This is a genomic window from Pseudomonas sp. JV245A (assembly GCF_032424515.1).
Lineage (GTDB): Bacteria > Pseudomonadota > Gammaproteobacteria > Pseudomonadales > Pseudomonadaceae > Aquipseudomonas > Aquipseudomonas protegens.
On sequence record NZ_VYKE01000017.1, the window covers coordinates 69,986 to 76,648 of the forward strand.

At 64.7% G+C, this 6,663-nt stretch carries 9 protein-coding genes; 1 reads left to right on the forward strand and 8 read right to left on the reverse strand.

All coding sequences use genetic code 11. The annotated features are described in order from the left end of the window. Window positions 1-24: 24 nt before the first annotated feature. From F6S12_RS07840 to F6S12_RS07860, 5 genes are all read right to left on the reverse strand, one after another. A complete protein-coding gene (locus F6S12_RS07840; RefSeq protein ID WP_011063748.1) occupies window positions 25-723 on the reverse strand; it encodes an OmpW/AlkL family protein in 699 nt (232 codons plus the stop codon). Between the two features lie 167 nt (window positions 724-890). Then, window positions 891-1,412, reverse strand: coding sequence for a DUF3299 domain-containing protein (locus F6S12_RS07845; RefSeq protein ID WP_212806404.1), 522 nt, complete (start codon window positions 1,410-1,412; stop codon window positions 891-893). Between the two features lie 25 nt (window positions 1,413-1,437). Continuing rightward, window positions 1,438-2,703: an ABC transporter permease gene (locus F6S12_RS07850; RefSeq protein ID WP_015637208.1), complete on the reverse strand. Its 1,266-nt coding sequence runs from the start codon at window positions 2,701-2,703 to the stop codon at window positions 1,438-1,440. A 1-nt stretch (window position 2,704) separates the two neighbouring features. Then, window positions 2,705-3,415 carry an ABC transporter ATP-binding protein gene (locus F6S12_RS07855; protein WP_019093216.1) on the reverse strand — a complete coding sequence of 237 codons (711 nt, stop codon included), beginning with the start codon at window positions 3,413-3,415 and terminating at the stop codon, window positions 2,705-2,707. Window positions 3,416-3,476: 61 nt separating this feature from the next. Then, complete coding sequence (locus F6S12_RS07860) at window positions 3,477-4,085, reverse strand: DUF2796 domain-containing protein (RefSeq protein WP_011063744.1); 609 nt, start codon at window positions 4,083-4,085, stop codon at window positions 3,477-3,479. 134 nt (window positions 4,086-4,219) lie between these two features. On the opposite strand from F6S12_RS07860, the gene F6S12_RS07865 reads away from it, so the two are divergent. Then, complete coding sequence (locus F6S12_RS07865) at window positions 4,220-4,561, forward strand: hypothetical protein (RefSeq protein ID WP_015637205.1); 342 nt, start codon at window positions 4,220-4,222, stop codon at window positions 4,559-4,561. Window positions 4,562-4,644: 83 nt separating this feature from the next. Here F6S12_RS07865 and trxA read toward each other — a convergent pair whose 3' ends face one another. From trxA to F6S12_RS07880, 3 genes are all read right to left on the reverse strand, one after another. Continuing rightward, on the reverse strand, window positions 4,645-5,517 hold the full coding sequence (gene trxA, locus F6S12_RS07870) for a thioredoxin (RefSeq protein WP_315868821.1): 873 nt from the start codon (window positions 5,515-5,517) through the stop codon (window positions 4,645-4,647). 62 nt (window positions 5,518-5,579) lie between these two features. Next, a complete protein-coding gene (locus tag F6S12_RS07875; RefSeq protein WP_053154128.1) occupies window positions 5,580-6,236 on the reverse strand; it encodes a class I SAM-dependent methyltransferase in 657 nt (218 codons plus the stop codon). Then, window positions 6,233-6,663 (reverse strand): hypothetical protein (locus F6S12_RS07880; RefSeq protein ID WP_315868822.1); only part of this gene is annotated, 431 nt, incomplete at its 5' end. The genes F6S12_RS07880 and F6S12_RS07875, both read right to left, overlap by 4 nt.

Consider the following 6,663-nt stretch of genomic DNA (forward strand, 5'->3'; position numbering starts at 1 on the left):
GCGCCTTTTTTATTGCTGGCGGGTTTAGAACTTGTAACCCAGGCCCACCATGTAGACCCATGGGTCGACGTCCACATTGACCTTGGCACGAGTGCCGGCGGCCAGGGCGTTGTTGTCCACGTAGGCGCGGGTATCGATGTCGATGTAGCGTGCCTGGGCGTTGATCATGATGTTGTCGGTCAGCATGTAGTCGGCACCGATCTGCCAGGCCAGGCCCCAGGAGTTCTTGGCGCGGAAGTTGTCGAAACCTTCGGACTGGGCGCGGCTGCCGACGTGCTCGTCGTAGATCCAGGTGTAGTTGATACCGGCACCGACGTAGGGTTGGAACACCGACTTGTGGTCCAGCGGGTAGTACACCACGCTCAGGGTCGGTGGCAGGTGCTTGAGAGTACCCAGCTTGCCGTTGGCCGGAGCCAGGGACGTGTTGCGGATCTTCACGTCGTGTTCGAACGGGGTGGCGGCCAGCAACTCGATACCGATGTTGTTGGTCAGCATGTAGGCGAAGTTCAAGCCCAGCTGAGTGTCGCTGTCCATGGTCGCCTTGCCGCCCAGGTTGGCGCCAGCCAGTGGGCCGCTGTCGACCTTGACGTCGGAGCTGTTGGCTTTGGGTTTGACGGTAATCGCACCGGCACGAACGATGATGTCACCAGCTTCGTGGGCGTTGGCAATCGGGGCGGCGAGTGCGAGCGCGATCAGGGAGGCGCTAAGCAGAGACTTGTGCATGGGAGCTCCAAAGGACGATTCAGATTGGCTATGTCCAATGGTAAGGATCGTCAAGTTGACCGCCTTGACTCAGCTCAATGAAATGGCAAACCCCGGTTGGCGGGGTGAACTATTCTTTTGCCCCGCACTCTTTTGACGTTCCCCGGGCGTCGCCCGCCCGCACTCTTTTACTCCGGCAACTCGTAGACGTAGATCTTCTGCGCCGCCATCTGGTAGCCGGCATCCGCCAGCTCGCTGGTGGAGGGCTTGACCTGCATGTCGCCTTCGATCCAGTACGGCTGGTACAGCTCATCGAGTTTCACCCCGACTTCGCTGGTGACGTGGACGATCTGGTTCGACGGCGGTGGCGGTACGTGGATGCAGGCGCCGAAGTAGGGCACCAGCAGGAAGTCTGTGGTGCGTCCTTCCTCGCTCACTTCCAGGGGCACGATGTAGCCGGGCAGGCGCACCGATTGGCCGTCGAGGCTCTTCACCACCGGGGCATTGGGCAGGTCCTGCTTGGCAGCGGGAGCCGATTCGGCGGACAGCGCATCGCTCATCTGCGACAGGTCGTGCAGCGGCTTCATGTTCGGCACTTCCGGCGGCGCGTCCGGCGGGATCATTTCCGACCAGGTCAGCTCCTTCGGAGCCCCCGCCGCCCACAGCGGCGAGCTGAACAGCAGCGACAGGGCAAGCAGAGAGCGCAGCAAGCGTTGGGTCTTCATAAACCAGGGCTCATAAACGAATCGACAGGCCATCGGCCAGGGATTGCCGGTAGGCGCGCCAGGCCGGCACGCTGCCCATCAGCAGCGCGGCGATCAGAATACCGCCCAGCAGCGTCCACTCATACTGGCTGGGCCAGGACAGTGGCAGGTACAGGCCGTAATTCGACTGCACGTAGCCCTGGGCCAGGGCGATGCCCAGGTACAGCAGGCCAAGCCCGGCCAGCACCCCGAACAGCGCCAGGGCGAAGGCTTCGAAGATCAGCAGGGTCGCAATGTGCCAGGGGCGAGCGCCCACCGAGCGCAGGATGGCCATCTCCCGCCGGCGTTCATTGAGGCTGGTGAGGATCGCCGTGAGCATGCCGATCAGGCCGGTCAGGACCACGAACAGCGACACCACGAACAAGGCTTTCTCGGCGGTGCCCATCAGGCTCCAGAGTTCCTGCAGGGCCACGCCGGGCAGGATCGCCAGCATCGGCTCGCCGCGGAATTCGTTGATCTCCCGTTGCAGGGCGAAGGTCGAGATCTTGCTGTTGAGGCCCAGCATGAAGGCGGTGATGGCCTGGGGCGTCAGGTCCATGTTGCGCGCCTGGTCGGCGCTGATGCGCCCCTCGCCACGGGCCGGCACGCCGTTGTGCCAGTCGATGTGGATCGCCTCCATGCCGCCCAGGCTGATGTGCAGGGTGCGGTCCACCGGAGTGCCGGTGCGCTTGAGGATGCCGACCACGGTGAAGGGCTTGTCGTCGTGCTTGACCAGGCTGATGGCCGCCACGCCATGGGCCAGTACCAGCTTGTCCCCCAGCTTGTAGTGCAAGGCATCGGCGACTTCGGCCCCCAGCACCACTTCGAAGGGGTCGCTGGCGAAGGCCCGGCCCACCGCCAGTTGCAGGTTCTGCTGGTGGCCGTACTGGTAGTGCTGGAAGTAGGCGTCGGTGGTGCCCATCACCCGGTAGCCGCGGTGGGAGTCGCCCAGGGAAATCGGGATTGCCCATTTCACCTTGGGGTTGCTGGCGAAGTGCTCGAAGCTGTCCCAGCGGATGTTGTTGGTGGCGTTGCCGATGCGGAATACCGAGTACAGCAGCAGGTTCACCGAACCGGAACGGGCGCCGACGATCAGGTCGGTGCCGCTGATGGTGCTGGCGAAACTGGCCCGGGCTTCGGTGCGCACCCGCTCCACCGCCAGCAGCAGGCAGACCGAGAGGGCAATGGCGAAGGCCGTGAGGATCGCGGTGAAGCGACGGTTAGCCAGGCTGGCCATGGCTAGACGGAACAGATACATCTCAGACCTCTGCGGGCTTGGCGGCGCGATTGAGTTCGGCCAGCGACAGGTTGCGATCGAACAGCGCTGCCAGGCTCTGGTCGTGGCTGACGAACAGCAGGCTGGCCCCGGCTTCACGGCATTCGGCGAACAGCAATTGGAGGAAGGCTTCCCGGGCGTCGTGGTCCAGCGCCGAAGTCGGTTCGTCGGCAATCACCAGTTCCGGCTGGCCGATCAGCGCCCGGGCCGCAGCGACCCGCTGCTGCTGGCCGATGGATAGCGAATCGGCGCGGCGGCCGAGCAGCTCCGGGTCCTTCAGCCCCAGGTGGGCCAGCAGGGTGGCTGCGGCCTGGTCGACGCTGCCATGGCGCTGTGCGGCGCGGCCGGCCCGTAGCTTGGAGAAGTGGCAGGGCAGCTCGACGTTCTCGCGTACCGAGAGAAACGGCAGCAGGTTGAACTGCTGGAAGATGTAGCCGGTGTGATCGACGCGAAAGCGGTCGCGGGCGCCGGCCGAAAGCTCGGTCAGCTCCTGGCCCAGCAGGCGAATGCTGCCCTGGTTGGGTTTCTGCACGCCGCCCAGCAGGCCCAGTAGGGTGGTCTTGCCGCTGCCGCTGGGGCCCTTGAGGAACAGGGTTTCGCCGACTTCCAGGCGAAAGTCCGGGATGTCCAGTAACGGTGGATGACCGGGCCAGTTGAAGCCCAGGTTGGACAGTTCGATAAGTGCTTGGGTCATGTCGGGTCGATCATCGGATGAGTGTTGTAGCCGCCGAAGGCAGCGGCTACAGGGGTGGCGCTCAGAACTTCAGGGTTGCCGCCGTGGCGCTGGCTTCGACGCCCTGCTGGCCATTCGGCGAAATGAGTTGTACCTGAATTTTCTGGGTGGCGGGGAAGGTCTTGAAGACCTGCCCCAGATCGAGGGTCTTCAGGGCATCCGGCTTGGCGCAGGTGAACTGGTAGTGGGCGTGGATCTCGCTGTGCTCATGGTGATGCTCGTGGCCAGCGGTGTCCTTGGCATCTTCGTCGTGGTCGTCGTCATCGTGATCATCGGCATCGGGCTTGTCGCCGAACAACGGGCTCTCCAGCTCCTGCTTGGCCACCACGCACGCCGCCGCCTTGGGCAGGCTGAACAGTACCAGCGGCTGTTCCAGCTGGGTGCGGGCGGCAGCCACCTTGGCCTTGTCGGCGTCGGTGCTCGGAGCGTGTTCGAAGCCCACCAGGTTCATTGCCGGGCTCTCCAGCTCCAGTTCCAGGGTCTGGCCGTCGAGCACTGCGTTCAAACGGCCGACTCCATGTTCGTGGGCGCCGAGGCTGCCATGTTCATGCTCGTGATCATGGGCTTGCGCGGCCTGGGCGGCGGCCAGTGGCAACAGGGCGAACGGCAGGGCGAGTAGCAGACGGCGCATAGCAAGTCTCCGGAGCGAAGATGAAATAAATGTTATGTGATCTTATAACAATCGGCTGCTGAGTTTGACCGTCCGCTTGGCGTTGCGCAAGACGCGTGGGAGCATGCTCGTCAGAAAAACTCAGGAGCACAGCAATGTTGCGGATTCGTGGAAGCATCGGCGACTGGCCGGTGGATTTGACCCTGGAACTGGACGAAGGCGACTGGGCGCAACTGGGTGCGCAGTTGCAGGCGGCCAAGCCCGAGAGCGTCGCGGTGGCGGCGAAGCCGGCCAGCCAGGACGATGCCCTGTGGCAGACCACCAAGGAGTTGCTGCGCAAGGCCGGGCAGCTCAGCGGGCCGGAGTTGCTGGAGCAACTGGAAGGGCTGGCCGGCAGCGCTGCGGCAGGCAAGCGCTTGTTGGTGCGCTTGCGCCACTGCGCCGAGGTCAAGGTGGTGAGCGGCGCCGATACGCCGATCTACAGCTGGGTGCAATGACCCTGCAGGAGCCCGCTTGCTGGCGAACGCGTTCGGCCTGTCAGAACGCTTTCGCTGGCAAGCCAGCTCCTGCACCAGCCGGCTCAGTACAGGGCGGCGAACAGCTTGCGGCGGTAGGCGGTCACCAGCGGGTGGTCGTTGCCCAGCAGGTCGAAGACTTGCAGCAGGGTCTTGTGGGCGATGCCTTCGTTGTAGCTGCGGTTGCGCATGAACAGCTTGAGCAGGGCTTCGAGCGCCGATTCATATTGCTGGCGCGCCAGTTGCTGGATCGCCAGTTGGTACAGCGCTTCATCGTCCTGCGGGTCCTTGGCCAGGCGCGCCTTGAGCTCGGCGGCGTCCGGCAGGTCCGCGGTCTGCTTGAGGAAGGTGATCTGCGCCTTGGCTCCGGCCAGGGCCGCCTTGTGCTCATCGCTCTTGACCGCGTCGAGCACGGTCTGGGCTTCACCCAGCTCGCCACGCTCGGCCAGGCAGCGGGCGTAGAGGATCAGCGCCTTGGCGTTGCTGTTGTCTTCGCCCAGCAGCACCTTGAGCAGGGCCTCGGCATCGCCGATACGACCTTCGGCAAACAGGGCTTCGGCCTGTTCCAGCGGATCGGCGGCCGGCGGTGGCGGCATCTGCACATGGGGTTCGAGCATGGCCCGCACCGCGGATTCCGGTTGCGCACCGGCAAAGCCGTCTACGGGCTGGCCGTCCTTGAACAGCACCACGGTGGGCAGGCTGCGGATGCCGAAGCGGGCGACGATGTCCTGCTCGATGTCGCAGTTGACCTTGGCCAGCAGCAGTTCGCCCTGATAGCTCTCGGCAATTTGCTGCAGCATCGGCATCAGCGCCTTGCAGGGCGCACACCACTCGGCCCAGAAGTCCACCAGGACCGGCTTGTGAAAGGAGTTCTCGATCACCGACTGGTCGAAATCAGCGGTGCGGGCGTCGAAGATGTAGGGCGTTTCCTGACTCATGGGGTATCTCGAATAAGCGGGAATGGAACCACTATAAAGGCTGGCCGGGAGGCTGAAAATCGCTATCGCCGCTGTGCGTGATAGAGGCTCACGTTGCGAAATTCCCAGGGTTCGGCCAGGTCGGGCAGGGTGAGGGCATTGAGCATTTCCAGGCGCTGATAGAGCGGGTGCTGGAAGTCCCGTACGCGGGAATCCGCCACCAGGGCCTGGCGGCCACGGCTGAGGAACTGGTCCAGCAGCGGCAGGTTGGCCCGGTCGTAGAGCACGTCCGCCACCAGGATCAGGTCGAAGCGGTCGGCCTCGGCGAAGAAATCCATGGAATAGCTCAGCTCGACGCCATTGAGTCGGGCATTCGCCCGGCAGGCGGCAATGGCCAGCGGGTCAAGGTCACAGGCCACCACTTCCCGGGCCCCGGCCTTGGCCGCGGCAATCGCCGCCACGCCGGAACCGGCACCGAAATCCAGCACCCGCTTGCCCGCGACCCAATGCGGCTGCTCGGCCAGGTAGCGCGCCAGGGCCAGGCCGCTGGCCCAGCAGAAGCTCCAGTAGGGCGGCTCGTGGAGGATGCGCCGGGTTTCTTCCGGGGTGAAGGCGCGGTCCATGTTGTCGGCGTCGATCAGCCAGAGTTTCAGCGTGGTATCGGGCAGCTCGCAGGCTACCAGTCGCGCGTCCCCCAGCAGTTCGCTGAGGGCAGCTTGCAGGTCGAGCGGGACATTCATGGGGCTTTGACAAATTGCAGTTGGCCCAGGGCCTGGCTGGTGGGTTGGTCGATGCGTTGGGCCGGCAGGTGCAGGATCAGTTGGCCGGACTGGCTGGCGCGGCCGCGCAGTTCGACCCGGGCGCCGGCCGGAAAGGCTTCGGTGGCAAAGCGCAGGCGGAACGGCAGGGCCTGGCTGGTGCCGCTCAGGTTGCTGCTGGCCAGCGGGCGTTGCGGACGGCCGCGCTCATCGATCACCAGCAGGGCCAGCTCGACGTCGGCGCCGGCCGGTACGCCCTCGAGGGTGCCGCTCAACTCGCGCTGGTAGGCCGGCAAGGGGCCTGGATCGGCCGGTTCCTGATTTTTTTCCACCGCCTGCTGCTGTGAAGTGGAGGGGGCCGCGGTTTTTGGCGCATCGCTGCTGCAAGCGACCAACAGGCTGACAAGAC